This is a genomic window from Erysipelothrix urinaevulpis, assembly GCF_009828835.1.
Lineage (GTDB): Bacteria > Bacillota_I > Bacilli_A > Erysipelotrichales > Erysipelotrichaceae > Erysipelothrix > Erysipelothrix urinaevulpis.
Genome location: NZ_WTTB01000005.1, coordinates 1 through 25,658, shown reverse-complemented (window position 1 = coordinate 25,658; position 25,658 = coordinate 1). Strand labels below are relative to the sequence as shown.

The 25,658-nt window shown below is 34.7% G+C and carries 24 protein-coding genes and 1 rRNA gene; 3 read left to right on the top strand and 22 right to left on the bottom strand.

Annotation, left to right across the window (positions count from 1 at the left end; translation table 11 throughout):
• Positions 1-9: 9 nt before the first annotated feature.
• From GVV10_RS06385 to GVV10_RS06345, 9 genes are all read right to left on the bottom strand, one after another.
• Positions 10-1,860, bottom strand: coding sequence for an ABC transporter permease subunit (locus GVV10_RS06385; protein WP_159520824.1), 1,851 nt, complete (start codon positions 1,858-1,860; stop codon positions 10-12).
• A gap of 12 nt (positions 1,861-1,872) precedes the next feature.
• Positions 1,873-2,844: an ABC transporter permease gene (locus GVV10_RS06380; RefSeq protein WP_159520822.1), complete on the bottom strand. Its 972-nt coding sequence runs from the start codon at positions 2,842-2,844 to the stop codon at positions 1,873-1,875.
• A gap of 76 nt (positions 2,845-2,920) precedes the next feature.
• Positions 2,921-4,696 carry an ABC transporter substrate-binding protein gene (locus GVV10_RS06375; protein ID WP_159520820.1) on the bottom strand — a complete coding sequence of 592 codons (1,776 nt, stop codon included), beginning with the start codon at positions 4,694-4,696 and terminating at the stop codon, positions 2,921-2,923.
• A 394-nt stretch (positions 4,697-5,090) separates the two neighbouring features.
• Positions 5,091-6,497: a dihydrolipoyl dehydrogenase gene (gene lpdA / locus GVV10_RS06370; protein ID WP_159520818.1), complete on the bottom strand. Its 1,407-nt coding sequence runs from the start codon at positions 6,495-6,497 to the stop codon at positions 5,091-5,093.
• Between the two features lie 7 nt (positions 6,498-6,504).
• Positions 6,505-8,100: a 2-oxo acid dehydrogenase subunit E2 gene (locus GVV10_RS06365; RefSeq protein ID WP_159520816.1), complete on the bottom strand. Its 1,596-nt coding sequence runs from the start codon at positions 8,098-8,100 to the stop codon at positions 6,505-6,507.
• A 13-nt stretch (positions 8,101-8,113) separates the two neighbouring features.
• Positions 8,114-9,094 carry an alpha-ketoacid dehydrogenase subunit beta gene (locus tag GVV10_RS06360; protein WP_159520814.1) on the bottom strand — a complete coding sequence of 327 codons (981 nt, stop codon included), beginning with the start codon at positions 9,092-9,094 and terminating at the stop codon, positions 8,114-8,116.
• Positions 9,095-9,098: 4 nt separating this feature from the next.
• Complete coding sequence (gene pdhA, locus GVV10_RS06355; RefSeq protein ID WP_407925654.1) at positions 9,099-10,214, bottom strand: pyruvate dehydrogenase (acetyl-transferring) E1 component subunit alpha; 1,116 nt, start codon at positions 10,212-10,214, stop codon at positions 9,099-9,101.
• A gap of 135 nt (positions 10,215-10,349) precedes the next feature.
• Complete coding sequence (locus GVV10_RS06350; RefSeq protein ID WP_159520809.1) at positions 10,350-11,336, bottom strand: lipoate--protein ligase; 987 nt, start codon at positions 11,334-11,336, stop codon at positions 10,350-10,352.
• A gap of 99 nt (positions 11,337-11,435) precedes the next feature.
• Positions 11,436-11,792: a hypothetical protein gene (locus GVV10_RS06345; protein ID WP_159520807.1), complete on the bottom strand. Its 357-nt coding sequence runs from the start codon at positions 11,790-11,792 to the stop codon at positions 11,436-11,438.
• An 84-nt stretch (positions 11,793-11,876) separates the two neighbouring features.
• Here GVV10_RS06345 and GVV10_RS06340 point away from each other — a divergent pair, with 84 nt between their 5' ends.
• A complete protein-coding gene (locus GVV10_RS06340; RefSeq protein ID WP_159520805.1) occupies positions 11,877-12,926 on the top strand; it encodes a M24 family metallopeptidase in 1,050 nt (349 codons plus the stop codon).
• A gap of 194 nt (positions 12,927-13,120) precedes the next feature.
• The gene (locus GVV10_RS06335; protein ID WP_159520803.1) at positions 13,121-13,735 is read left to right on the top strand and encodes a Type 1 glutamine amidotransferase-like domain-containing protein; all 615 of its coding nucleotides are present in this window, start codon (positions 13,121-13,123) and stop codon (positions 13,733-13,735) included.
• Positions 13,736-13,765: 30 nt separating this feature from the next.
• Here the strand turns inward: GVV10_RS06335 and GVV10_RS06330 are convergent, their stop codons facing one another.
• A complete protein-coding gene (locus tag GVV10_RS06330) occupies positions 13,766-14,779 on the bottom strand; it encodes an NAD-dependent epimerase/dehydratase family protein (RefSeq protein ID WP_159520801.1) in 1,014 nt (337 codons plus the stop codon).
• Positions 14,780-14,932: 153 nt separating this feature from the next.
• Between GVV10_RS06330 and GVV10_RS06325 the strand changes: the two genes are divergently transcribed.
• Complete coding sequence (locus GVV10_RS06325) at positions 14,933-15,799, top strand: AraC family transcriptional regulator (protein WP_159520799.1); 867 nt, start codon at positions 14,933-14,935, stop codon at positions 15,797-15,799.
• A gap of 23 nt (positions 15,800-15,822) precedes the next feature.
• Here GVV10_RS06325 and GVV10_RS06320 read toward each other — a convergent pair whose 3' ends face one another.
• The 12 genes from GVV10_RS06320 to rrf form a co-directional block, all read right to left on the bottom strand.
• Positions 15,823-16,296 (bottom strand): peptidylprolyl isomerase, encoded by a 474-nt coding sequence (locus GVV10_RS06320; protein ID WP_159520797.1) that lies wholly within the window; start codon positions 16,294-16,296, stop codon positions 15,823-15,825.
• An 11-nt stretch (positions 16,297-16,307) separates the two neighbouring features.
• On the bottom strand, positions 16,308-16,829 hold the full coding sequence (locus GVV10_RS06315; protein WP_159520795.1) for a DUF308 domain-containing protein: 522 nt from the start codon (positions 16,827-16,829) through the stop codon (positions 16,308-16,310).
• Entirely contained in the window at positions 16,807-17,244 is a 438-nt protein-coding gene (locus tag GVV10_RS06310; protein WP_159520793.1) for a hypothetical protein, read from the bottom strand. The genes GVV10_RS06315 and GVV10_RS06310 overlap by 23 nt, the downstream gene beginning before the upstream one ends.
• 107 nt (positions 17,245-17,351) lie before the next feature.
• Positions 17,352-18,458, bottom strand: coding sequence for a M42 family metallopeptidase (locus GVV10_RS06305; RefSeq protein WP_159520791.1), 1,107 nt, complete (start codon positions 18,456-18,458; stop codon positions 17,352-17,354).
• Positions 18,459-18,475: 17 nt separating this feature from the next.
• Positions 18,476-18,967 carry a dUTP diphosphatase gene (locus GVV10_RS06300; protein WP_159520789.1) on the bottom strand — a complete coding sequence of 164 codons (492 nt, stop codon included), beginning with the start codon at positions 18,965-18,967 and terminating at the stop codon, positions 18,476-18,478.
• A gap of 28 nt (positions 18,968-18,995) precedes the next feature.
• Positions 18,996-20,828 (bottom strand): ABC transporter ATP-binding protein, encoded by a 1,833-nt coding sequence (locus GVV10_RS06295; RefSeq protein WP_159520786.1) that lies wholly within the window; start codon positions 20,826-20,828, stop codon positions 18,996-18,998.
• A 5-nt stretch (positions 20,829-20,833) separates the two neighbouring features.
• Positions 20,834-22,615 carry an ABC transporter ATP-binding protein gene (locus tag GVV10_RS06290; RefSeq protein ID WP_159520784.1) on the bottom strand — a complete coding sequence of 594 codons (1,782 nt, stop codon included), beginning with the start codon at positions 22,613-22,615 and terminating at the stop codon, positions 20,834-20,836.
• Positions 22,616-22,756: 141 nt separating this feature from the next.
• Entirely contained in the window at positions 22,757-23,266 is a 510-nt protein-coding gene (cysE, locus tag GVV10_RS06285; RefSeq protein WP_159520782.1) for a serine O-acetyltransferase, read from the bottom strand.
• A gap of 4 nt (positions 23,267-23,270) precedes the next feature.
• On the bottom strand, positions 23,271-23,927 hold the full coding sequence (locus GVV10_RS06280) for a deoxynucleoside kinase (RefSeq protein ID WP_201290013.1): 657 nt from the start codon (positions 23,925-23,927) through the stop codon (positions 23,271-23,273).
• 70 nt (positions 23,928-23,997) lie between these two features.
• Positions 23,998-24,924, bottom strand: coding sequence for a helix-turn-helix transcriptional regulator (locus GVV10_RS06275; protein ID WP_159520780.1), 927 nt, complete (start codon positions 24,922-24,924; stop codon positions 23,998-24,000).
• Positions 24,921-25,466, bottom strand: coding sequence for a hypothetical protein (locus GVV10_RS06270; RefSeq protein ID WP_159520778.1), 546 nt, complete (start codon positions 25,464-25,466; stop codon positions 24,921-24,923). The genes GVV10_RS06275 and GVV10_RS06270 overlap by 4 nt, the downstream gene beginning before the upstream one ends.
• A gap of 105 nt (positions 25,467-25,571) precedes the next feature.
• Positions 25,572-25,658: ribosomal RNA gene (rrf, locus tag GVV10_RS06265) — 5S ribosomal RNA — on the bottom strand; the annotation flags it as partial.

Below are 25,658 nucleotides of genomic sequence, written 5' to 3'. Positions count from 1 at the left end.
TTTCTTTTATTATTTTTGATTTGATCTTGGATCCATTGCATCTCGTAAGGCATCACCTATCAAGTTAACTGATAACGCTGTAAAGGTAATACATAACGCAGGCAATAACCATTGCCACCAATAATATTCAATAACAGTTACGTTTGCTACACCATTCAACATGTTACCCCATGAAGGTGAAGGTGGTTGAACTCCAAAACCAAGGTAGGATAAACCTGCTTCCGTTAATAAACTCGAAGCATAACCTAATGTAAGATTAACAATAATAAAGTTAAACACACTTGGTAAAATATGACGAAGTATAATGACATTCTCTCTTAGCCCCAATGCTTTAGCAGCTAACACGAAATCTTTTTCACGTTCAGCCAAGATTTGTCCACGAACTAAGCGTGCAACACCTGGCCACGTAAGAATCCCAAGTATAACCATGATCATATAGAGACGTTGTGATTCCGGTGTATCAGAAGGCAACATCGCAGATAATGTAATCGCTAAAGGTAAGAATGGGAAAGCACTAATAACTTCAGCTATACGCATGAGTAAGTTATCGATCCATCCACCATAGAAACCAGCAATTAATCCAACAATAACTCCTATCGTAATAGAAATTACCATCGCAATTGCACCGACCGTAAGTGAAATCTTACCACCTTGAATTAAACGTTCACTAACAGAACGTCCTAATGAATCAGTTCCTAAAATAAATCCTTTATTCCCCCAAGCATCAATCGTTCCATCTTCATGAATCGCATATTGTTGAAATACATCTGAATAGATACGATCAACTGATGAGTCAGCATCTTTAGGAACACTGGTTAAATCAAATTTTCCATCACCCCAACTATATACTTTACCATTCTCACTCAAAGCTGAAAACGAAGTATATGTAGAAGAAATGTCTTTAATTTTCCCGTCAATTTCAGGAACAGATTGAAACTTGCCATTCGCACCCCAAGTATAAATTTTACCTTGATCATCAAGGCCCATTGCAGACGTTTTTGACATCGCAACTTTCTTTACATTAACAGATCCATCAGTTAATTCTTCAGGTAATTTAGCAACCTCAGTTCCTCGTGTACCAAAGACATTAACAGTTCCATCATCTAGAATAGCTGCAATGTTAAATTGCCCTACTTCAAAATCAACAACTCGACCTTGAATTTCTGCTGGAATTCGATCTAAATTATTTTCTAAAACGCCACCCCACGTAAAGATTTTTCCATCTTCTGTTAAAGCAGCTGAAACACGAGTCCCTGCACCAACTTTAATAATTGGTTTAGTCATGTCATCTTCAACGATAAATGGTAATTCTGCTTGATTGAAGCTATTTTCTCCAACCCCAATAAATTTTCCATTTTCGGTTACGGCAATAACAAAATTATCACCAGCAGCAATAGAAGCAATTTTTTTGCCTTCAGTTAATTCGACGATTTTATCAACTTCGAATTTTTTAAAAGGACGTTGTCCCCAAAAATATACTTCACCTTTATCATCTAAAGCAACAGAGAAAGACGTACCACTGCTAATATCAACAATGTTTTTTCCATCAATGTTTTTATCAACTTTCAAGAAATTACGTCCTGGTGCTAAGTTCCCTAAAATAGTTTCGTGCTCATATGCATTATATTTCATCATGGCACTACCACCAAATACAATTGCAAAAATTAATACAAACGAAATTAAACCAGCAATTCCCAATTTGTTCTCAAAGAAATTTTTAGCAATTTGTTTACTTGGGCTCAGGATGATATCATCAGAACCAACGTATTCTTCTAACTCTTCAATTCCTCCTCCTGGTTTAAAAAGACGAGTGAAAAGAGATTTAATACTTCCCCATAATGTTGTTTTATTATCTTTCATATCTCTATTCTCCTAATCTAATTTAACGCGAGGATCAACTGCAGCATATCCAATGTCCATAATAACATTCGATAATAAGGCAATAACAGCATAGAACATGTTCAAAGAAAGGATTAGCATGAAATCACGAGCAGTAACAGCTTGAATCAATACATTACCTATCCCATTCCAACTAAATATTTGTTCTGTAATGGCAGCTCCACCAAATAATCCAGCCAACATACCTGCAAGAATTGTAACAACAGGAATTAAAGCATTTCTAAACGCATGTTGGTAAATGACAACTTTTTCTGAAAGTCCCTTTGCTCGTGCTGTTCTAATGTAGTCACTATTTAACACTTCAATCATCGCGTTACGTACGTAACGAATAGTTGTTGCAAACGAACCAATTGTTAAGGTTAATATCGGCAATGTCGCAAATTTAAACCACTCAACAAGGTAAGCTGGACCAGTAGTTCCAGGTAATGGCATCCCACCCGTTGGAAATAATTTAAATTTAATCGATAAGACATAGATTAACAATACTGATATTAATAGAGTTGGCATCGACATACCAACAAGTGAGAAAATTTGCCAAAACTTGTCAAATTTTCCACCCCGATTAACAGCAGACTTAATCCCTACAATAACCGAAATAACAAAAGCTAAACTCATCGCTATGATATTAAGGAAGATGGTATTTTTTAAAGGTGTTCCAATCACATCTTTAACCGGACGGTTTTTTGATGTAGACATTCCTAAATCACCTGATACTGTACTTTTTACCCAGCGTACATATTGTTCTGGCAATGATTTGTCGAGTCCTAATTGTTGTTCAATTCTAGCGTATTCTTGTTTATATGCAACCGGATCTTTAATATTAGGATTAATCATTCCTAACACTACATCACCAGGCATCATTTTTACTAATGAAAAAAGCAAGATTGAAATAATGATAACAACAGGAATCAACGACATAATTCTTTTTCCAAGATATTTTAACATCGAATTCTCCTTTTTACGACCTTAAGAAGTGCCTATTCAGGCACTTCTTAAGTTTATACACATAATTTTTCTGTAATTACTCTACAGATAAGTAAACAATTGATTTAGCCCAATCCATTTCTGGAGTAATAACATCTACACCTTTAACACGTGTTGTAGTGATATCGAAGTATTCGTTAGAATATAATGGGATTTGGAATAGTAAATCGTTCCATACTTTGAAGTATTCCATAATATTGTCTGCAAATGCGTCTTTATCTCCAGGTTTTGTTGTTTGAACTGCTTTAATTGTTGCATCTAATTTGTCATCTTCAATGTCTGACCAGTTTAAACCAGTATTAACATATTGTGACTCATTTTGCCATGGATCATACATTGAAGTGAATGATGTAGCTAAGTTAAATGCATTGTAATCGTTATCTTGTGTACCTTGCATATATGCACCAAGTGTTGCGAAGTCTCCTTGATCAACAGCATATTCCACACCTGCTTCTGTAGCAGCTGGAACAAGTTGAGAAATAATCAAGTCAGTAACGTCGTTCTTCTCTGAACCAAAGTGTTTAATTAATAGTTTTTCACCTTTACTGTTGTGACGACGGTAATCTTCACTTGCTTTTTCAACATCAAATGGTGTTGAACCATCTTTTTCAAACTTATAATCTGTTTGATCTAACAGTTCATTCGCTTTTGTTAAGTTATATGTATATTCGATTAGTTCTGATTCAATTCGATCTTTGTTTTCTTTATAGAACCATTGTGATAATCCGTAAGGAGCATTAACAACTGATCCATACCCACCAACAATCTTAGAAACGAACTCTTGACGATTCAATAAGAATCCAAGTGCTTGTCGTACTTCCTTGATTTGTGTAGGCCCTTTATTTGCTTTAAGAACAATGTTTCCAAACCCGTTACGAGGGTAACTGTGTGTTTGAAGTTCTTTTTCTTTCGCTTGGTTAATTAATTTTCCTTCAATTACTCCAGGAACAAAGTCAACTTCATTGTTCTCAAGAGCTTGAATTGAAAGTGAACTTTCAACTTGACGAACAACAACTTTTTCAATTGAAGGTGTTTTTCCTTCGAAGTTTCCTGCATAGTGTTCGTTAACAACCACTGTAGCAGTATTGTTTTCGTTTGATTCAAATTTATATGGTCCAGCTGTTACAGTTGGAGCAAAACGTTCTTTTTCAGAAATCTCTTTCACTGCTGCTGTAATTTCTTCATCGGTATTATCGAATCCATTACCATCTGCATTGAATTTAGCATCTTTGAACCAAGCTGCCATAGGTGTTGGTGAAACTGCAACACTTGCTCTTTCGAAATAGTATGGTAATTCATCTTTTGAAATTGTTAATGAGAAGGTTTTATCATCGATATATTTTACACCATCGAATGTTGCTGATTTTCCTGCTGAATAATCGGCATAACCAACTAATTTATCACCTGTGTTGTCCATTTTTGCTGTTGCTTTCCATTTAGGATTAGCACGCATTAGAACTGTAAATACATAATCTTTTGCAGTGATTTCAGTTCCATCTGAGAACTTGTTTCCTGCTTTTAATGTAAAGGTATACTCTTTGTCGCCGCCTTTGTCTGCAACATCAACTTTTTCAACAACTGTTGGGTTGTCTAATAAATCTGATGTTTCGCGATCTGAGTAAAATACCCCGTAGTCATAGTTGAGTAGTTCTTGTACCCATCTATCATATGCATTACTACTGAAACCTGCGATAAAGTCACCGTTAAAGTTTGATGGTGCCGCTACGGTTAATGTTCCCCCAGCTTTAGGCTTTGAGCTACATGCTGTTAGAACGAGTAAACTTGCTATCAATATAGTAAATAGTTTCTTCATTACTTCTCCTCCTTGTTTCTATAGCGATACAGTAAGCTGTATATGTTGTATTATATCCTACTCTGAATATTTGTCAATGGTTTTTACATATAAATATCATATTTCTTGAAAATTGTTACAATACTATGAAACAACGCTTACATATATGTAAACAATGTATCGTGTTTTCAACCATAAAGCCCGTTTTAACTACTTATTAGGCTTATTTCGACAAATCTATTAAAATTTATATAAAATAATCAAGTTTGTTCATTTAATATTTTCTATTCGTTTAAAATGAAATATTTACTATAAGTTTCTACCTCATCATAATAATCAACTGTTTTGAAAAAATTTACATTTCATTTTCAGTAAAAAAAAAGGTGTCTACATTATGTAAACACCTTTACTTTCATTAAATATGAATTGGTAATCCTAAGGATAACTCCGAAGCATCCATGATTGTTTCTGAAATTGTAGGATGAGCATGAATAGTTAATGAAAGATCTTCAATATTCATTCTCGCTTCCACAGCTAGACCAAGTTCTGCAACGACATCACTTGCTCCAACACCAGCAACTTGACCACCAAGGATCAATCCTGTATCTTTTTCAGTAACTAAACGAACAAAACCTTCTGTTTGGTTAAGTGATAAGGCACGTCCGTTTGCTCCAAATGGGAACTTAGATACTTTAACAGTAAATCCTTGTTCTTTTGCTTGAGCTTCAGTTAAACCAACCGTCGCTAATTCTGGATCTGTAAAGCAGACCGCTGGAATTGCAACATAATCGATCTCTGCATTTTTACCTGCGATAACTTCAGCAGCGACTTTCGCTTCATAACTTGCTTTATGTGCAAGTGCTGGACCTTTTGTTACATCACCAATTGCAAAGATATGCTTTTGTGATGAACGTCCTTGGTTGTCAACCTTAACAAGACCACGCTCATCAAGTTCAACTCCAGCCATTTGCAATCCTAAATCATCAGTATTTGGACGACGTCCAACAGTTACTAAGACATAGTCTGCTTCAATTGTTTCAGCTTTACCATCTTTTTCATAAACAACTTCGACACCATTATCTGTTTCTTTTGCTTCTTTTGCCATAGCATTTGTAACAATTTCAACATTTTTTTGTTTAAAGTTATCCACAACAAGTTTAATCATATCATTATCAAATGCTGATAAGATTTTTGATTCGCCTTCTAAGATTGTTACTTCGGTACCTAAGTTTGCATATACTCCCGCTAACTCACTCCCGATATAACCTCCACCAATAACAACTAATTTTTTAGGAATTTCTTTAAGATTTAATGCTCCAGTAGAATCAATGACACGACCACCAAATTTGAAACCTTTGATTTCAATTGGACGACTCCCTGTTGCAATGATTGCATTTTTAAATGTGTATGATTGTGCATCATCACCATTAACAACTCTTAATTGATTTGTATCATTGAAAAATGCAGATCCTTTGATGATTTCAACTTTGTTTTTCTTTAACAACATTTCAACACCTGATGTTAATTGACCAACAACTTGTTCATCTTTCCATTTTTGAGTTTTAGCAAAGTCAATTTCAACCTTGCTTGTTTTAATTCCAAATTGTTCTGAAGTTTGAGCTTCAAGGTAACGATGTCCTGCGTTAATTAACGCTTTTGAAGGAATACATCCTACGTTTAAACACACACCACCAATATTATCTTTTTCAATAATTGCTACTTTTTTACCTAATTGAGCTGCACGAATAGCCGCGACATACCCACCAGGACCTGAACCAATAACAATTGTATCTAATTCTAATGCTAAATCTCCAACTACCATCTCATCATCATCCTTCCATTAAGAGAAGTTCTGGATCTTTTAATAAACGTTTTAAATCGTTCATTGCGTTTTGAGCTAATGCTCCATCAATAATTCTGTGATCAAAGCTCATCGATAAGTGAAGTACACTTCCAACGCCAAGACTTCCGTCTTCTAAGACAACAGGTTTCTTCTCAATTCGTCCCATTCCAAAGATTGCTACTTCAGGATAGTTAATGATTGGTGTAAACCACATTCCCCATGCTGATCCAATGTTTGAAATTGTTGATGATCCATCACGCATATCTGCAGGTTTTAGTGTTCCTTCATGTGCTTGAGCAGCTAATTCTGAAATCTCACTTGCAATTTTAAAGATACTCTTACGTTCTGCATTTTTAATATTTGGAACATAGAGACCATGATCTGTATCAACTGCAATCCCTAAGTTAAAGTAATTTTTATAAACAATTTCATCTGTTGTTTCATCAACACTTGAATTTAGAACTGGATATTTACGCAATACTGTTGTAACAGCTTTTGCCATATAAGCTAAGAATGTTAGCTTAATGTCTTGTTCAGCCGCAACATCTTTGAATTTTTTACGATGTGACATTAAAGCACTTACTTCAACTTCATCAAAAATTGTAACATGAGGTGCATGTGCTTTAGAGTTAACCATTGCTTTAGCAATTGCACGACGTGTCGGTGTCATTTTCTCACGACTTGTGTCTTCAGTTGTTGCAACAGCTTGTGCTTTAGGTGCAGGTGCTGCTTTTGCTGCTGCCGCTTTAGGTGCTGGAGCTGCTTCAACTTGCGCTGGTGCCGCTACTGGTGCACTTGTAAAGTTATCAATGTCAGTTTTTGTGATATGACCATGACGGCCTGAACCATTTACTTGCGTAATATCGATTCCTTTATCACGAGCATATTGACGAACTGATGGCATTGCCAAGACACGTCCACCAACAACGGATGGAGCATTTGTTGTGTTTTCATTTTGTGCAGGTGCAACTTGAGCGACTGCTTCTGCTGTTGGAGCAGGAGTAGCTGCTGGTGCTGAACCTTCAGCCGCAATTTCAACCAATACATCTCCAACTTGTGAGATGGTTCCTGGTTCAACAAGAATGTTTTTAATGACTCCAGTTACTGGAGATGGAATTTCTTGAACTAATTTATCGTTTTGAACTTCTAATAGTGGTGCATCTTCTTCGACTTTGTCTCCAACAGATACAAACCAACTAACAATTTCACCTTCTGCAATTCCTTCACCAACATCTGGTAAACGGAATACAAAATCTGATGAGGCAGCTGCTGCTGGTGCAGGTGCTGCTTCCACTGGTGCTTCAACTGCAGGTGTTGCTGTTGTTGCCTCAGCATTTTCATGACCAGGTGCATCAATCTCAATTAGAATATCTCCAACTTGAGCGACAGTTCCTGGTTCTACCATAATCTTCTTAATTGTTCCTGAAACAGGTGATGGAATTTCTTGAACTAGTTTATCGTTTTGAACTTCTAGTAAAGGAGCATCTTCTGTAATACTGTCTCCTTCTGCTACAAACCAACTTACGATTTCACCTTCTGCAATTCCCTCGCCCACATCAGGCATCTTAAATACAAATGACATTTATTGTGCCTCCTTAGTCAAAATGAACGATTTCGCGAACTTTATTAATGATATCTTCTTCATTTGGTAACCAATCATTTTCAGCTAAACCAAATGGGTAAATTGTATCAGGTGCTGCAACACGACCGATTGGCGCTTGCAATGATAAAATTGCACGTTCTGCAATTTCAGCCATGACAGCCGCACCAACACCCGCTTGGCGTTGAGCTTCTTGAACTACAACCAAACGACCTGTTTTTTCAACAGAAGCAACAATTGTTTCGATATCAATAGGTGAAACAGTTCTTAAGTCAATAACTTCTGCAGAGATTCCTTCAGCTTTCAATGTTTCTGCTGCTTTATTTGCTTCTCTAACCATGTAACCGTAAGTAACGATTGTTACATCAGTTCCTTCATTTGTAACTGCTGCTTTACCTAAAGGAATTGTATAGTATTCTTCAGGAACTTCGTCTCTAAATGAACGGTATAATTTCATATGTTCTAAGTATACTACAGGATCATTGTCTTCAATTGATGCCAACAATAAACCTTTAGCATCATATGGATTACTTGGAATAACAACTTTCAATCCTGGTGTATGTGTCATTAAACTCTCTAAGTTATCAGCGTGAAGTTCTGGTGTATGCACACCACCACCAAATGGTGAACGAACAGTAATTGGCATTGTACGTGTACCACCTGAACGGTAACGTGTACGTGACATTTGTCCTGCAATTGAGTCAAAAACTTCAAATACAAACCCAAAGAATTGAATTTCTGGGATTGGACGGAATTTTTCTAATGCTAAACCAATTGCTAAACCACCAATACCTGATTCAGCTAATGGTGTATCGAAGACTCGGTCTTCACCATGTTTTTCTTGTAAACCATCAGTTGCACGGAATACTCCACCGTTTTTACCGACATCTTCACCGAAAATTAATGTATTTTCATCTTTTTCAAGGGCAAGGTCAAGCGCATTCGTAATCGCTTGAATCATTGTTAATTGTGCCATCTAATTATTTACCCTCCTTCATTTCAAAGTATTCAATTTGTTCTTGAATAACATTTGTTGGTTCTTCAAACATTGTTTTTAGGAAATCAGAAACTTTTTGCTTTGGAGCATTATCTGCCTGTTTAACAGCTTCTCTAATTTCTTCATCATATTTTTCAATTAAAGCAACTTCTTTTTCTTCGTTCCATAATCCTTTTTCTGTTAAGAAATTACGCATACGAATCAATGGGTCTTTTTTGTCCCATTCTTCAAAGCTTGCTTGTGTACGGTAACGTTTTGGATCATCTCCTGATAATGAGTGAGGTCCAAATCTTGATGTAATTGTTTCAATTACAACAGGTCCGTTTCCTTCAACAGCCCAATCACGTGCTGCTTTTGAAACAGTGTACATTGCCAATGGATCCATTCCATCGACTTGAATTCCTGGTACCCCTGCAGCTGCTGCTTTTTGAGCTAATGTTGTTGCTGCTGTTTGCTTATGACGTGGAGTTGAAATAGCATACCCGTTATTTTGAATATAGAATACGACTGGAGCTTCGAATGCACCTGCAAAGTTAACTCCTTCATAGAAGTCTCCTTGTGATGAACCACCATCTCCTGTATATGTAAACGCAACTTGTTTTTTACCACGTTTCTTTAATCCAAGACCTGCTCCTGCAGCTTGAACGATTTGCGCACCAATAATAATTTGTGGTGGCATTGCATTGTAATCTTCTGGATATAAGTTTCCTTCAACATGTCCACGACTCCATAAGAACGCCTTATATAGTGGTAAACCGTGTAATACTAATTGAGGAATATCTCGATATCCTGGGAATAAAATATCCTCTCTATTAAATGCATATAAACTTGCCAATTGACTTGCTTCTTGTCCAGCTGTTGGAGCGAAGAATCCAAGACGTCCTTGGCGAGCTAGTGTTGTTGAACGGTCATTTAGCGCACGAGACCATAACATGTTCTCAAACAGCTCAACAAGCTCCTCATCTTTTAAATCTGGTAATAAGTCTTCGTTAACGACTTTTCCGGTTTCGTCTAAAACCTGTACCATTGAATAGTTTTTCTCAACTGATTTCAGATGAGCAGCAAAATCTAATGCTTTGTTTTTCTTAACTTTTGCCATTGAAATACCCATTTCCCTTCTATCTCTATATATTAGACCATGATAGGCCAATATTACATTAATAATGTAACACGTAAACCGCTTGCATTCAACGATTTCGCTTATTTATTGTGAGATTTACACAATATTTAACAATTACTCAAACATGAGTGACAATAATTCTTCTTTACTGATTTTGCCGAAATATGTTGTGAGCTCAAATGTAGAGAGTATTGCATCAACATCCAAACGATTGAAACGCACATTTTTCAATCTTTCTTCAATGATCGCAACATCCTCAAGACCTAAGTAATCACCAATAAAACGAACACTTTGAATATACCCAGCATCAACATCCATCATAATTTCAACCTTACCACCAGGGAAACGACGACTGTTTTTTAAATTAAATTCTGGCGATTCGCCATAAATCCAATCCCATGTTCCAAACTTGTTTACTGCCTCATATTCAATTTTCGCAATATCTTCTTCACTCAAGATAATTTCTTCATCTTGTCCTTCATTTGAAAGATAATATTGTAATGCATCCCAGAAGTCAAAAATATCAGTACTGTTTGGTAAATGTTCCTTAATATTAGTAACTCGAGATCGAACCGATTTCACACCTTTCGATGTGATTTTATCAGGATCAACATTTAATGCTTGAACCATGTTTTCAATGTTAACATCATAAAGTAACGTTCCATGATGCATCAATTTTCCATTAGCCATTCTTTGCGCATTCCCCGATATCTTTAACCCATCAATCAAGATATCGTTTCTACCCGACGCTTCAGCTTCAATTCCCATTTCTTTTAACGCTGAAATAATTGGCTGAACATATTTCTTATAATTAACTTTACCCGGATCATCAACATTAATAACAAATGTAAAGTTCAAGTTTCCAAAGTCATGGTAAACTGCGCCACCACCCGAAACACGACGTGCAACTTTAACACCATTATCATCAATGTACTTTTGATTTATTTCTTCTGCAGTATTTTGGTTTTTACCAATAATTACTGCTGGCTCATTGCGCCACAAAAAAAAGAAATCCTCATCTACATCGATATGCTTCATAGCATATTCATCCAATGCAAGATTGAAATACGGATTTGTTGAATTATTAATTAAATATCTCATGCACTACCTCTCTTCCACATATATATTAGTCTCTATTTAGACTCATTTCAAGTAAGATGATACAAATTAAAAACAAGTCTTTTATGACTTGTTTACTCGTTAATTCATTAGTCTTTCTTCATCTGTTGAATAGTGAATGTATTCACGAAGAGCATCAAATATCAACTTCATATCATCCGCTTCAATACCCTTAACATTACTATTTAAAAAATAATCAAGTAAAGGAACAATTTCTTCCTTTTCAATTGAATCTTTAAATGCAGTAATGAAGTGAATAATTATTTCGGATACTTCATCATTTTTAACGTTTGCTTCTATTTCTTCCACAACATTCTCAAAATCATCTTCTAATTCAAACATATTTATGGGTCTGAACGGTGGAATAATTATTTCAAATCGTGCTTCGTGTGGATTTCCTGCAATTATAATCGTTTGATTCCCTTTTATCTCGCTCATTTTATCACCCTTTCACATCTATTTTATCATAAGTACTCGTTATCTGTACATTTATGCTAACATATTAGAATAAAGGAGGCTATTATGAACGAAAGAATTAATACGGTTTTACATAAAATAGAAACTGAACAAGCACTTATTTATGACAAATATAGTATCGAATACCTGATTGGAGTGCAATATGATGTTGGTGAACGTTTTATTGCTTTATTGATTGATAAAAACAAAGAACCCATTTTATTTTTAAATAAACTATTTCAAGCTCCCGATTCAATTCAAAGCGTTACATTTGAAGATCACGATGCGCCACTAAAATTACTTAAAGATTATTTACGTGGTAATACATTGAGTGTTGATGGCAATATGCCAAGTCGTTTTGTCCTTCCTTTGATTGAGGATGGATATCTGTTTTACGATATTCGGCCAATTATTGATGAAGTACGCTCGATTAAATCATTGGATGAGCAAAATATATTGATTCAAGCATCAAAACATAACGATGCAATTATGGAGAAAGTAAAGCAACATATCAAAATTGGAATATCCGAGAAGGAATTAGCAGAAAAGATAAAACAATGGCACTTTGAAGTGGATCCAGAAGGTGTTAGTTTCGAGCCGATTGTACTCTTTACAGAAAATGCAGCTGATCCGCATGGCGTACCAAGTCATAGACGTTTAAAAAATGATGATATGATTCTCATTGATATGGGTGGATATTACCAATCATATGCCTCAGATATGACGCGATGCTTCTTCATGCCTGATCATCATAAGATGTTGGAAATCTATGAAATAGTTTTAAAAGCCAATCAAGCAGCCATTGATGCAGTTAAACCTGGCATTCCTCTTAAAGATGTTGATAAAGCAGCCCGTGATGTGATCTCTGATTGGGGTTGGGCTAATCAGTTTGTTCACCGGACAGGTCATGGCGTTGGAATTGAAGTCCACGAAACCCTTGATGTATCCCAAAGTTCAGAAACAATCATTAAAGAAGGTATGTGCTTTTCAATCGAGCCTGGTATTTACCTTGGCGGTATCGGCGGTATTCGGATTGAAGATCTAGTTTTAGTAGGAAAAAACGGTGCAAAAATACTCAATTCCTTTCCAAAAGACACAAAAATAGTGAAATTGTGAATTAATCATGAAATTGAGGTAAAAACAGTTTACATTCTGTGAAATATACGATAATATGTATAATGCAATCGATAAGATTGTAATGCTTTACATCCCCTCAAAGCATTGGCGGCATAAGCCGCCTTTTTTTTATGCACATTTTTATTTTTTTAGTGTTATAGTTAAAATAGGAATTGTTGAAGGAGGATAACATCATGACAATTTACTACCAATTCAGTGGCCCAAGTAATGAAGATATAGGCTTTGATAATATCACTTTGTCATATCTCATCAAAGATTGCTCAGCAGTTAAAAATGTTCTTGTTATTGCATCAGATCTAGATGACCATGATACTACCGACTATTATTACAATAAAAATCTTCCATGGTTTGAGAGGTTTATCTCTAACCCATTCAAGATTGAACTCATCGATTCAAGAAAATCCATTGAACAAACAAAAGAATTACTCAATAATGCTGATTGTATCCATTTAATGGGAGGCTATACCGAAAACCAAATTGAACTCTTACAGCATTTTGGTATTAACAAAGAATCATTTAAAAATGCTCAAGTTGTTTTTGGTACAAGTGCTGGAGCGATGGCACTTGGACCGATTCTTATCGGTACACACCAACAAAACCATATAATGACAGGCCTTGATTGTGTACCCTCTATTATATGGCCACACTATTCTAAACATGATGATCATACTATCCAATCATTGATTCCACTCGTAAAGCGGTTTGTTGCCCTTAGCGATGACACAGGAATTCGATATGAACGCGATGATATCACTGTCATTAATTCTGATTATCATATATTCAAGTAGAAAAAAAGAAGCGATTAGCTTCTTTTTTCTCTACTCAACTTTCATATCTAGTACATCATCTGCATGTTCAAGTGCAGCTAGACTGGCCTTTATTGAATCAGTGATCGCTGATTCAATATCATCATCAGTAACACCCAAGAAATCAGCGGCTTCTTCTTTTTCAATAAACATATTAGAAAATTGCAAATCTACAAACTTAACCATATGTAATCCTTGATCAAGACCTTGGGCTTCTAATTCTTTTTGAGCTGGTTCAACACTTGCCAAGTATTGTTCTGGTGTAATAGTAACAACAGGTCTTCCCTTTAATCCCATTGCCTCATGCACTATCGCCATCATTTCAGTGAATGTAAGGTTGAAATATCCTAGTGGATAATAATTTCCACCTTTATTCTTTTCTAAAGCACCAACGCAAGCTTGTCCAACCTGTCGAACAGTCACCATTGTTGTGCCTCCACCCGTATAATATGTTGCATCTGGAGTAGCATTCACACTATCCACTAAAAGTGTCCAAACTGGTTTTCGTCCTGGTTGTGACCCAAATATGTATGGTAACTCAACAACAGAAACATCAAAGTTTTCATCCGCCATAGAAATCGCTAGATTTAATTGATCAACGCGACTACGAATATAAGGATGCCACTTTGTTAACTCAAATTCTGGGAACTTACGATCCATAGCCGTAAAATATGATCCTAGTACTACGGCGTGCTTTACACCAACTTCTTTAGAAATTCTTAAGACACGTTCCATTGCATCAATATTATATTTCTTAAAGAAATCGTAAATTGGCGAAGGTCCAGGAATTCGTTCATCAACTCCTGCAGCAAACACAACACCATCCATACCTTTTAAGACATTTGCCATTTCATCATCAGACATTTCTATGTAATTTGCAAACTCAAGTTTCATCTCTTGAGGAATCGGTGCACCTGTAGGAACCGGTGGCAAAGCCAAACCTGTAACTTCATGACCTTTCTCAATTAATTGACGTGCAATCTCACTACCTAGTAATCCTGTACCACCAATAACTAATGTTTTCATGTAATACCTCCTATAATCAAAGTTTATTAAATATTTTGCTATCTTTAGTCAATTATTCACTATCACTAAGTCAATTATTCACTATTAATACAAATTCATGTATAATTATAGTGTACTTGTACAATTCGTTAAATAATTCACAGGAGGTAGAAAATGAGTCACACACAGTTTATCGGCTTACATCGAGGGGCCTATTCATCTCAAGATACATACCCATCTGATCACGAACAATTTGATTCGAGCCATGAAGTTCGAATCATTCATATTAAGAATCCTTATCAGTATATTGAACCTCTTCATTATCATGATTCACTTGAATTTATTTATTGCTTAAAAGGTCCTCTTGAAATAAAACTTAACAACCAAACGATATTACTAAAGGAACATTACCTTTTAAGTATTCCATACTTGATGTCACACCAAATCATTTACGATTCTCATGTTGAATTTATTAAGTGCAATATAACAGGACGGTATATGGTCAAAAACTTACCATTGTATCCGAACTTTATGAAAGAAAATATTAGTTTCAATAAATTTTATGAACCTCTACTCTTAGAAATGAAAGAATGTATTTCAGCAACCAACCATAGCTCTCAATTTGGGTTCACAAGTTCTTTAAATACTTTCTTACATCTTCTGCAGAAATCAATGCCTAAACATTATGAAAATAATTCTAATTGGCAAGACAATGCACCACAAAGTTTTATGGATATATTACTCTTTATCCATATTAATTTTGTCGATGATCTCAAGATTAATGATATTACTGATAATTTTTCTATATCTCAACAGTCATTATCTCGTCAATTTAGAAAATATATGAATATGACCTTTAATGAATATTTAACAATGCTAAGACTTGATCATGCCCGTTACTTATTAATTAATACAACCTTATCAATTCAACAAATTTTATTACAGTCTGGGTATAGCACTAAACAAAGTTTTGCGGTTGCTTTTAGAAAGAAATATCATTGCACCCCCAGTGAGTTTCGCCAACTCAATCAAAGCAATTAAAAAGGAGCCTAGGCTCCTTTTTATTAAATAATTTCTACTTTTTCCATCACAACATCTTCAAGAGGTTTATCATTATAGTCTGTTGCAACTGCTACAATTGAATCAATAACATCCAAACCTTCAGTAATCTTCCCAAAAGCTGCATACTGACCATCTAAATGTGGCGAATATTCTGCCATTAAAAAGAATTGACTTCCGGCACTATCGGGTATCATTGTACGAGCCATTGACAGCACACCTTTTTCATGTTTTAAATCATTTTGGAAACCATTCTGGCTGAATTCACCTGGAATTGTATGTCCAGGTCCACCCATACCCGTCCCATCAGGACAACCACCTTGAATCATAAATCCTGGAATAACACGATGGAATGTCAATCCATTATAAAATCCTTGATTAATTAAACTAACAAAATTTTCTACGGTCTTAGGTGCAATTTCTTCATATAACTCACCAATCATCACATCACCGTTTTTCATCGTAATTTTAAAATTCATATTTTTCTCCTTTATAAATCAAACAGCCCTATTAACATTCTGTTAATTCCTGAGCTCATAATACCAAATGCTAAACAATACATAATAAATTCTTGAGCTAATTTAGGATTTATAAACATATAAACACTAAACGCAATTAAAATAATATTTAGAAGTATTGAGATTACCTTCAACCATGGCTTAACAATCATCACTGAGAATTGTAGATGCACAAATGCTGAAAGTATAAAAACAAATAAAAATAAATATGTCAGAACACCAAGGGTTAAGTTTCTATCACCAAAGACTAAAATCAACCCTAAAACCAACATCATAAAGGCCTCAAATATCATCGTTGACCGCATCGATAAGAAATCTGGTAATTTCCATGCATCAAAAAATAATATAGCACCCATAACGCAGAACACCATTCCTGTTGCCACTAACATTTGAATTAACATGGAAATTGGATTTAACAGCATGAGCACTCCCAAAACTGTCATGAATAATCCAACCATAAATAATGAGAATCTAGGCTTCTTGTAAGTCATCATTTTGATCGTCCTCCAACTCTATAAAATATTTAATGGATTCGATTCTTTGACGTAATCGTTTACGCTTCTTAGTTCTTAGCAACGGTAAATCTAAAACCTTGTACATGATTGTTTTTCCTGTACTATTTTTTCCTTTACCCTCTTCATAGATTTCTAAGAAAGAACCGTCATTGTCATCTGCAATAAATTTGTAATGAGTTTCTACAACATTATCTTGGTCCTCACTCAGTAAGACTAAATGATTGGGACGTTCTTGCACTGGAATCGACTGAATAACTTCTTTTCCACCATGTTTGATTTTCAATGTTTTTTCATGAAGTTTTTTAGGACTACATTTGAACACTTTCGCAAATTCGAGTTCAACAAAGTCCCAAACTTCATCAACACTTTTATTAATCCACACTGTTTCTTTCATAGTTCCTCCTAATTACTATCTTCTATTATACAAGAAAATGATCGGTTTTAAAACCAGTCTAGCAAAAGAAAAGATAAGCTGTTCTCTAACAACTTATCTGTTTAAAATTAACGTTTGTAATTAACAAGTTCGTTATACAAATCACGATCGAGTCTTGTGCAAAATTCGGTTAAAACTTTGACTGTATCTGCATAATCCTTACGATGAATTATTCCACGGTGTGAATGGATATAACGTGCAGGAATTGATAATGTAAGAGTAATAACTCCATCATGAACTTTATGCATTTCACCTGAATCGGTTCCACCTGCAGACAATAGCTCAAACTGATAATCAACATCAATTTCTTCCGCTAAGTCTTGGAGATAGTAGAGTAGACCTTTATGACCGATGTAAGATCCATCCATTACTTCAAGTGTTAATCCAACACCCATTTTTACACGATTATCCATTTTAGGACTATCCGTAGCAATTGTTACATCAAGTGCGATTGCTATATCAGGATTAATCATTTGTGCTGCAGTTTTCGCACCACGCAAACCAACTTCCTCTTGAACAGTTCCGACACCATAAACAGTAGCTTGAGTCGTTACATCTTTCAGGTTTCTCATAACGTCCATAACAATGGCTGCCCCGATTCGATCATCCCATGCTTTTGATAAAAGGAAATTAGGATTAGCTAATACATTGAATTCGGATCGTGGAGTAACGGTGTCTCCAATTTGAATTCCTAATTTTTTTAATTCTTCCTTATTCGAAACACCTAAATCAACAAACAAATCTTCAATCCCCATGACTTTATTTCTAACTTCTGGTTTCATTCCATGAGGTGCTTGTGAACCGATAACCCCGACAAATTCGTCTCCTTTGCGATTCTTTACAGTGACTGCTTGAGATGGAAGTACATGACCCCACCATCCGCCTACAGGATGGATTCTTAAAAATCCATTATCATCAATATCTTTGATTAAAAAACCAATTTCATCAATATGGCCTGCTAGCATAATCTTAGGACCATCTTCCTCACCTTTTTTTATTGAAATAACGGATCCTAATTGATCATATTGAATCTCATCAACTGAATCCTTTACCCATTTTGTAAAGACCTTCGCAACCTCTTTTTCATGACCGGAGATTCCATCTGTTAATGTTAACTCTTCCAACATTTCTAGATTTACATCACCATAAGCTACTTCTATATCATTTTTACTCATAAATTATACCCCTTTTCTTAATATTCGTTATCTTGACGTTCGTGATTTTTTTTATTTTTATAAAAATACATTTCTCGCATGGTTTCACTCGTTAATCCGATATTATCTGCCAATTGACCAAGAGTTATCATTAATAGTCGATAACTATCTTTGTGATTGTCTTGCTGAAATTGAATCACTTCTTGATAAAATTTCCTAAAAATATCCGCAGTACTTAAGTTGCTCTTCTCAAACTCAATCACAGCTTCATTAAATTTAATATCTATCCCTAATGACAATGCAAAATGAAGTACATCTGAAAACTCTTCAAACATCTCCGCTTCATTAATTGTCTTATTTAAACTCCAATATTTAAAACAGCGTGTTTCATTGGCTAATTCTCCAAGTTCGACTAGCAAAGCCAAGACGCGATCTTCCCGTGTAGCACTTCGACTTGTTTTATGTAAATCGAAAATGCGCTGATCCAATTGATCTTGGATTTTTTGTAAATCATCTATCTTTAGTTCCATATTTTACCTCACATTCTTCCTAATCATATCATAGGACCTCATTAAGTTCATCATCCTTTAATTGACTTTGATAAAGTTGATAATACATCCCTTGCTTTTTCATTAATTCATCATGACTACCATCTTCTTTAATTTCACCTTTGTCAATAAGTAAAATTCGATCAACATTCACAATTGTTGAAAGACGATGCGCAATAATGACACTCGTTTTTTCTTTAAATAGTGAGTCAATTGCATATTGAATGACGGCCTCTGTTTCGGTATCAATTGATGAAGTCGCTTCATCTAAAACAATAATGGAAGGATCTGGTAATAATGCTCGAGCAAAAGATATCAATTGCTTTTGTCCTGATGATAAACGATCACCACCTTCACCAACATCAAAATCATAATCACCATCTAGGTTCATGATAAACTCATGAGCACCTACTAATTTACAAACTTCAATAATTTCATCATCATTTGCATCTAACTTACCAAATTTAAGATTATCCTTCACACTTCCTGAAAAAAGGTGTGGTGATTGTAAAACATAACCAAGTTGAGAACGCAACGATCCAATAGAACGCTCTTTGTAATCATGATCATCAACAAGAATTTTTCCACTTATTGGCTCGTAAAATCGGCAGATTAAATTAACAATTGTACTTTTTCCTGATCCCGTTTCCCCAACAAGCGCAATACTTTGTTTAGGTTCAATCTTCAAATTGAAGTTATTTAGAATTGGTTCTTTTTCATTGTAGTAGAATTCAACATTTTCAAATTCAATTTTTCCTTTAATTTTTTCATAACTATTTGGTTTAGGGTTTAAAATGGTTCCATACTTTTCTTGAACATGCTGATGATCCGCCAGTTCAACCTTGGTTTCTAACAGACCAATAACACGTTCTGCCGAAGCTTGAGCCATTTGTAACTGCGCTAAAATTGCCGCTATATTTCTTAAAGGTTGAAAAAATTGTGTTGCATACTGGCTAAACATAATCAATGTACCAATCGCAATGACATCTTGAATTACCATCTCAGTACCAATCCATAGAATTCCCGCTTCACTCAAAGTCGAAAGTAAAATAACACTTGGAATATAGAGAGATGATAAAACAATCGCTTGCATTGCCTTCTTTTTCATCGAACTAGTTAATGTATCAAAATCTTTAAACTGCTGTTCTTCAAGTGCGAGTGTTTTTGTCGTTTTAGCACCAGAAATCCCTTCACTGAATGCTGATGTAACCTGAGAATTTATTGCCCGCAAATCACGGTAGTTTGTCAACATTTTCTTTTGAAACCATGAACTTACAATGAATACAATGGGTAAAACAACTATAATAATCATGGCTAATTTTACATTAACAAGTAACATAACACCAATTAATAAGACCATGATAAATCCTCCCCATACCAAATCAATAAGACTCCATGAAAGGATTGAAGACAAGCGAGCAATATCAGATGTAACTCGCGCCATAATCCAACCACTGTCTGTAACATCATAGTATGAGAAAGGAAGCTCTTGTAATTTCTCCATTGCTTTTTTACGAGTTTCATAGCTAACAGCCATTTCAATCTTCCCACTACGATAAATAAACTCATAAATTAAATATGCTTGAAGACTAATCAAGAAGAAATAAGCTAAAGCAAACAGAATGATTTCTCGAGTTGTTCCCCCACCTGAAAAATAAACATCGATAGCATGACGATTCAGAACCGGTAAAGCAATCGCAATCATCGCTTCGGCAAAGACAAACCCCAAAGCTAAAATAATTTGTTTCTTTTGATTAGCCATCAGTCCAATCATTTTCTTCCACAAACCAACGTCCAAAGAATTAGACGTTGAATCTTCATTATAATTTTTATCTTTACTCATCTTACTTACTCACTCCTTCCTTGTGTCTGAATACTTGCTATTCTTTGATAAATTCCATCCTCATTCAAAAGAGAATCATGACTTCCAACTTGAACTATTTTACCTTGATCAATAACGATGATTTTATCTGCATGCATCGCTGTATTGACTCTATGAGTAATAATAAGAGTACTTGCTTCATGCTCTCTTTTTTCCAATGCTTGACGAATCTTTAAATCAGTTTTCGCATCGAGTGCAGAAAGAGAATCATCAAACACAACTATTTTTTGATTTAATAACAAAGTCCGTGCAATCGCAACCCGTTGTTTTTGTCCACCACTCAAGGTGACACCTTTTTCGCCTACGATTGTTTCATACCCTTGATCAAATTCGGTAATGACATCATGAACTGATGCCATACGAGCAGCATTCTCAACATCTGAATACGAGAAATCTTGTGCCGCAATTTTAATATTGTCACCAATTGTTTTTGAAAATAAAAACGGCTCTTGCAAGACAATGCCAATCTGTTCACGCAATGACTTTTTAGCTATGTTTTTTATACTAACACCATCAAATAAAATATCACCTTGATCGATGTTATACAATTTGGTCAACAGAAGAACAAGACTTGATTTACCACTACCGGTAGGTCCCATAATTGCTACAGTTTCACCAACATCAACTGTGAATGAAATATCAGTAAGCACCTCATTTTGAGCATCAGGATATTTAAATGATACATTTTTAAATTCAATATTCCCTTTTAACTGTGGGGTCTCACCAATTTCAAGATTTTCAATATCAGCATTTAAAACTTCTTGTAGGCGTTCGATCGCAATTGATAATTTCCCCATATCTGCTAAAATACGACCAACATTTCTTAATGGCCAAATGACCATGCTAACATAGGATATAAAAACCACTGCATTCCCCAAGCTTAATGTTCCGTTTCTTACCATGAATAAGCTTGAAATTAAAACAATTAATATTTGTAAGAAACAAAGAAAATCAGACGTTCCCCAATAAACGCCCATCAATTTAATCATGTGTTCTGTCTTATCTCTATATTCGCGATTCCGTTTGTCAAATCTTTCTATTTCGTACAACTCACGATTAAAAGCCTTTACTACACGAACACCATCCAATGATTCTTGAAATACAGAAGACATCGCCGCTTCCGCCTCATCACTTTCTCTAAATCGATCTTGCATCTTTTTAAAGAAGATAATAGCAAATACGAAAATAACTGGAAAAACTAACATCGATAGTTTTGCTAATTCTGCATTAATGTTAAATAGAATAAACATTGCCACAAAAATCATTAAAATAGCATACATCAATTCACGAATTTGATTGTTGATGAAATTACTTATTTGTTCAATATCACTCGTAGCACGTTGAATTAAGTCTCCAGTTTTTACGGTGACATGATACTCAAATGGAAGTTTTTGAATATGATTGTATAGGTCATTTCTTAGATTTTGGACAGTGTGTTCAGCTAAACTACCCGCTGCTTTATTTCGGATATATAACGCAAGCCCACTAATAAAACTTAAAGCTACAACTAAAACTGCAATAATCCATAAATTTCCACGAATCCAATCAATCCCGTTAAATGTTTCGCTAAACACCCTTGCAAATCTTGACGTTATTTGATTATTACTTGCAATATGATCGATTGTAAATTGCATAATCATCGGATTTAAAAGGACAACACTAACATATAGTAGTGTACCGAAAAGAACATAAAAAATACTATGACTTTTGTCGCCCATATATTTCCTTATAAATTTTATTTTTTTCATAATAGCCCCTTTTTTAATAAATATTAATTTATTCTATCATAAGTCAATTAAACTTGCACTCTATATTGTATAGATATAGTAAAAACGTGTCGGACTTCACCAAAACACGTTTATTTTCTTGAATTAATTTTTTTTGTTAATTTATTTCTTTTTGATACTTTTTGCTGGTATACCTGCAACGACATCATTTTTCATCACTTCTTTAACAACAACTGCATTTGCTCCAATAACAGAATCACTCCCAATTTTAATATTGCCAATGATCTGAGCTCCAGCCCCTACTAATACATTATCCCCTAATTTTGGATGACGATCGCAAGGTGTTGTACTTTTTGAGCCAAGCGTAACACCATGATGAATATGACAATCATCTCCAACTACAGCAGTCTCACCAATCACTACGCCTGATCCATGATCAATGACAAACCGCTTTCCAATAACGGCACCTGGATGAATCTCAATTTGTGTAAAAAACCGTCCTACTTGAGATATCAACCGCGCAATAAAATATAAATGAACTTTATAAAAAAAATGAGCAATGCGGTAAAATCCCATAACATGATATCCAGGATAGAGAAAAATCACTTCCAAAACTGACTTAACAGCAGGATCTTTTTTCTTATACGCACGAGCAGTTTCTAACCAAGCCATCACCTTATTCTAGTCCTTCAAGCGCTTCATCGATTTTATCCATAACATATTTACGATCATCAGGATTATTTTCAAAGTCCAAATTATCTACATTGATGACAAGCAAGGGTGATAAATCATAATCTTTAAAGTAATCTTGATATTCATGATTCAATTTTTCCCAATAGTCTTGTTCAACAATCAGTTCATAGTCACGACCACGTTTGTGTATTCTTCGCATCGCTTCTTCAACACCAATTTCTAAATAAACCATTAATTTTGGTGCTTGAACATGTTCTAGCATATTAATTAATAATTCTTCATATATTTGAAATTCTTCATCACTCATTTCTTGACTAAGATTCAACATTCTTGCAAAAATTGCATCACCATAGATACTTCTATCCATAACAGCATTATTTATATCTTTAGCTTTTTTTATATGCTCAAATCTCTTGTTTAAGAAGAAAACTTGTAATGGAAATGAATAACGAACTCTATCGTAGTAAAACTTATCCAAAATAGGATTATCCACTACCGGTTCTTCAAATTCAATATAGCCTTCTTTTCCTAATATGTGCATCAAAGAACTTTTGCCTACACCCACTACACCCTCAATAACAATCATGTCATAAACCTCGCTTCTAGATATATACTTCAATAAACTTTTATAGTTAAACATAAATATCACCGTTTCTACTACTGTGTTAAAAAACACGGCCTTACTATTCTATTACGACTCTTAAACGATTTCAAGTGTACAGCTTAAGTATTTTTTGCGCTTCTAAGATAATCCAATCTTTGAATTCCGTTGGTGCTTCAATTTTCATATTCGCACTACCACTTAAGACAAATTTTTTAAAAGCCATTTCATTTGGGAACGTTACAGACAATCTAAAACTATCATCATCAATCCATTCAATTGTTTGTTTATCTCCCCAAATATATTCACTAATATAATCCATGTTCTTAACTACTATTATAGCCGAAATTGGGTTAATATTATAGCCAAATTGACCGACTCCTCTAAATTTTTTTGTTTCATCATCATACCTAAACTTTTGATGTGTATAAGTGATTGAATCGATTCTACTAATCTTCAGATTAATGAAACGATTTTCTTGATCATAACCACTAAGATACCACATACCATTCACTACAAACATGGAATAAGGTTCAAATGTATACGAACGAAATGTATTGTATTTTTTCTGATATTCTATTTTTATTTTCTCATGATTTTCAATGGCATGATCGATCATTTCCATATGTCTTTGATATTTTTCTATATCAAGATTTAGACTCACTGTTTGAAATGATGGTACACTTGTCTGAATATCTTGATCAAGTTGTTTTGAAATATTTGCTAATGCATCAACAAAATTTGAGCCTAAGCTCAAACCATGTTGTTTTGTTAAAATTGACAAACCTTGCTTAATTAGTTTTTTTTGGTGAAAGCTTAATTCCTGTGCACGAATATCGATTCCTTGACGCAGGATGTAACCACCACCTGGTCCTTTGACTGTCTCAATTTGATAACCAGCATCCTCTAACTCATTTCTTAATCGTTGAACACTTCGCTCGCTGAGAGCTAAATAGTCAGATAGTTCTTGCAATGAAACAATGTTTCTCAAACTCAAATAATTCAACATCTTAATTGCACTCACAACACGACTCAAATTAATCTCACTCCTTCAACAGAATATATTCTTGTTAATAGCAAATCAAATTCACTTAATGTCTTAGCAATTTGACCTAAACCAGCAAGAGACAGCTCTGGTAGAACTTCACTCACTTCAATAATAAGTTGACGACTTAATAATTCACCTGATACGACTGAACCTGTAAAAATAGAACCAGAATAATCTTGATTAAACAAAATTTCAAAGCGAATTCCTAAATCACGACTCAGTGTTAAAAGATTAGGTTCTCGCGTTCCAAAATAGTCAAATAATGTTTTTGCCCCACTTATAATAAGTTTATTGGGTGAATGTGTTGTAAAGACACTAAAGTCACTGTATTTCGAATTATATTTTAATTCTTGATAAAAGTCATTCGCGTCTCTAAATGTTTCAAAATTTAATTCGACATCAATGTCATCCTGAAACTCCATACCAAATCTTTCATGAAACTTATTTTGGTTGTATTTTATTAATCCTTCTATATTGGTATAGTTATACTCATTGATATATTCTTTGATACTGTATGATTTTTTAATCATTCCTATCACCTCAAATAGAGTATAGCAATAGTACACGACAAACTATAGCACCTATTATTATAACTATAAAAAAAGGATAATCAAGTGAATGATTATCCTAAGTTTACCTGGCAATGAGCTAATTTCACTATGGCTAGCATAGCTATACTCGCCGCTAAAGTGCTTAACTTCTGTGTTCGGGATGGGAACAGG